Origin of the sequence: Streptomyces sp. SPB074, from assembly GCF_000154905.1 — a bacterium.
In the GTDB taxonomy this organism is placed as follows: domain Bacteria; phylum Actinomycetota; class Actinomycetes; order Streptomycetales; family Streptomycetaceae; genus Streptomyces.
In genome coordinates this window covers 5203801-5207237 of record NZ_GG770539.1, presented here as the reverse complement: position 1 = coordinate 5207237, position 3437 = coordinate 5203801, and the positions used below count along the sequence as shown (strand labels likewise).

Sequence of the window (3437 nt, the reverse complement as noted above, 5' to 3'; positions counted from 1 at the left end):
GCGACCTCGGGGATGGCGCCGCCGGTCGTCGCGACGAGCGGCGTGCCCGTCGCCATGGCCTCGGCGGCGGGCAGCGAGAAGCCCTCGTAGAGCGAGGGCACGCACGCGACCCGCGCCGAGCGCACGAGGTCCACGAGTTCCGCGTCGCTGACGCCCTTGACGAACTCGACGGCGTGCCCGAGCCCGTGCCTGTCGATGGCGCGCGCGACGGGGCCGTCCTCGGCGCGCTTGCCGACGACGACGAGGTGCGCGTCGGGGTGCTCGGTACGGACCTTGGCGAGCGCTTCGACGAGGTGCACGAGGCCCTTGAGCGGGACGTCGGCGCTCGACGTGGTCACGATCCGGCCCGGGACCTCGGGGACGGCGGGGTCGGGCGAGAAGAGGCCGGTGTCGGCGCCGATGTGGACGACGTGGACGCGGCGCGGGTCCACGCCGAGGTGGCGGACGATCTCGGCGCGCGAGGTGCCGGAGACGGTGAGGACGGAGGGCAGGCGGCGCGCGACGCGCTTCTGCATCCGCGTGAACCCGTACCAGCGGCGCACCGAGAGCTGCCGCTTGAGCCCTTCGGCGGCGGCGAGGTCGAGGTTCCTGTCGACGGTGATGGGGTGGTGGATCGTCGTGACGAGCGGGGCGCCGAGCGCGCGGGGGCCGCCGAGGAGCCCGTAGCCGAGCGTCTGGTTGTCGTGCACGACGTCGAAGGCGCCGCGCCGGGCGGCGAGGTGGCGGCGGGCGCGGAGGCTGAACGTGAGGGGTTCGGGGAAGCCGCCGGTCCACATCGTGGCGACCTCCAGGGCGTCCACCCAGTCCCGGTACTCCGCGCGGCGCGGGGTGCGGAAGGGGTCGGGCTGGCGGTAGAGGTCGAGGCTCGCGACCTCGGTGAGGGGGACGCCCTCGTCCAGGACGGGGTAGGGCTGGGCGCCGAGCACCTCGACCTCGTGCCCGAGCCGGGCGAGTTCGCGCGAGAGGTGGCGCACGTAGACGCCCTGTCCCCCGCAGAAAGGGTTTCCCTTGTACGTGAGCAGGGCGATGCGCAGCGGGCGGTCGAGTCCGGCGCGGGCACCCAGGGCCTCGGCGGTCACTCCAGGCACCCTCTCTTTCTGAACGTCCGGCGAGCCTACGCCGGGACTGCAAAACCGAACAAGTTCCCCTTGATCGTCGTCCGCCCCCAGAATCTACCGGCAAGTAGCCTCGGGCGGACAGCGGGTGCCCGGCGTGACGAAGAGCACGTCAGAGGGGCTGCCGGCCGCCAAAGCCACCGAAACCGCCCGCCAGCTAAAGTGGTGCGGTCCCGCATTCCCCCGCGCCCCCGGCCAGGCGCGCCCCGCCAGGAGCCGCCCCGCATGAACCCCCGCACGACCCGCCCGGCCCCCCGCACGACCCGCCACCGCCTCGCGCTCGTCCGCCGCCCCGTGGGGCTCCCGGGCCGCGTGAGCCCGCGCCGTCTCGCGGCCGTCCTCCCGCTCGTCGCCACCGGCGCGCTGGGCCTCGCCGCGACCCCCGCCCTCGCGGCGGCGCCCGCGGCGCCCGCCGCCGCGCCGGGCCCGGCGGAAGGGCTCTTCGGGACGCAGGACCCGACGTACGACGGGGTCTGGCGGCAGTCCCTCTCCCTCGTCGCGCTCGACACGGCGGGCCGCAGGCTGCCGGTGAAGGCGGTGGACTGGCTCGTCGGGCAGCAGTGCGCCGACGGTTCCTTCGCCCCGTACCGCGCGGAACCCGGGGCGAAGTGCGGGCCGAAGGACCAGGTGGACACGAACCAGACGGGCGCGGCGATCCAGGCGTTCACCGCGATCGGCGGGCACCGGGCGGAGGCCGAGAAGGCACTGTCCTGGCTGAAATCCGTGCAGAACAAGGACGGCGGCTGGGGGTACACGGCCGGTTCGCCCTCCGACGCGAACTCGACGTCCGTCGTGCTCGGCGCGCTGCGCGCGCTCGGCGTGAAGCCGGCCGACGTGACGAAGGGCGGCAAGTCAGCCGAGGACGCGCTGCTCGCCCTCGCGCTGAGGTGCGACGCGAAGCAGTCACCCGGCAAGGCCGGGTCCGCCTTCGCCTTCCAGCCGGAGAAGGACGGGTCGCTCGTCGCGAACACCGACGCGACCGCCGCCGCCGTCACGGCCGGGTACGGCGCGGGCTTCGTCGTCGCCGCGCCGCACGAGGAGCGCGGCGGCAGCACCGCCTGCGGGACGCCCCGCACGGCGCGGGACGCCGCGCGCAACGGCGCGCTCTGGCTGGGCGGCGTGCTCGGCGAGAACGGCGCCGTGACGACGGCGCTGCCGGGCGCGGAGCCGAAGCCGGACCCGGGCAACACCGCCGACACCGCCGTCGCGCTCGCGGCGGCCGGGATGCCCGAGGAGGCGAGCCGGGCGGTGGACTGGCTCCGCTCCGAGGGCCCCGCGTGGGCCGGGAAGACGGGTCCCGCCGCGTGGTCGCAGCTCATCCTGGCCGCGCACGCGACGGGCGCCGACCCGGCCGACTTCGTGGACCGCGACCTGCCCGCGAAGCTCGCGGCGACGGGCCCGGGCGGGAAGACGGTCGCGGGCGCGACCGTGCGGGCGAAGGACTCGGGCACGACCGGCGACTCCCGCACCTCCGGCAAGGACGAGAAGAAGGACGGGAAGAAGAAGGACGACGGCGGGTCGAGCCCGTGGTGGTTCGTGGGCGTGGGCCTCGCCGCGGGGGCCGGGATCGGCTTCCTGGTGAGCAGCCGCAACAAGAAGAACGCCGCGCGGTGACCGTCCGCCGCACGAGGCCGGCGGCCGTCCCCCTCCTCGCCCTGCTCGCCGCGCTCGCCTGCCTCCTCGGCCTCGCCCCGCCCGCCTCGGCCGCGAGCGCCTACCGGTACTGGTCGTTCTGGGAGCGTACGGACGCGGGCGCGTGGCGGTACGCGACGCGCGGCCCGGCCCTCGCGCGCCCCGGCGACGGCGACACGGCCGGTTTCCGCTTCGCGGTGAGCGAGGACACGGGCGACGCGAGCCGCCCGCGCGGCGGCGCGGGCTTCGCGGCGGTCTGCGCGGACACGAAGGCCCGGGCGGGCGAGAAGCGCGTGGGGCTCGTCGTCGACTTCGGCACGGCGGCGGACGCGCCCTCCGGCGAGCGGCCGCCCCGGCCCCGTACCGCCTGCGCGCGCGTCCCCTCCGGCGCGAGCGCCGCCGACGCGCTCGCCGCCGTCGCGAAACCGCTGCGCTACGACAGCGCGGCGCTCCTGTGCGGCATCGCGGGCTACCCGCGCCACGGCTGCGGCGAGCAGGTCGCCGCCCCCTCGCGGAAGGCGCCCGGGGACAGCGCGGGGGAGGCTCCGGCGCACGACGACGGCGGCGGCCCCTCCCTCGGGATCTACGCCGGTCTCGGCGTGCTCGTCGTGCTGACCGCGGGGATCGGGTGGCAGACGCGCCGCCGACGGCAGCCGTGAGCGGGGGGACGGTGGCGGGCGAGGGCGAGGC

At 76.6% G+C, this 3437-nt stretch carries 3 protein-coding genes; 2 read left to right on the top strand and 1 reads right to left on the bottom strand.

The features are described 5' to 3' along the window. Positions 1-1079, bottom strand: a 1079-nt coding sequence (locus SSBG_RS22060) for a glycosyltransferase family 4 protein (protein WP_037871762.1), incomplete at its 3' end; no start/stop codon positions are given. A gap of 348 nt (positions 1080-1427) precedes the next feature. On the opposite strand from SSBG_RS22060, the gene SSBG_RS22055 reads away from it, so the two are divergent. Next, a complete protein-coding gene (locus SSBG_RS22055) occupies positions 1428-2729 on the top strand; it encodes a prenyltransferase/squalene oxidase repeat-containing protein (RefSeq protein ID WP_037871761.1) in 1302 nt (433 codons plus the stop codon). After that, positions 2726-3406, top strand: a complete 681-nt coding sequence (locus tag SSBG_RS22050; RefSeq protein WP_008748281.1) for an SCO2322 family protein — start codon at positions 2726-2728, stop codon at positions 3404-3406. Before SSBG_RS22055 ends, SSBG_RS22050 begins: the two co-directional genes overlap by 4 nt. The last annotated feature ends 31 nt before the right edge of the window (positions 3407-3437 follow it).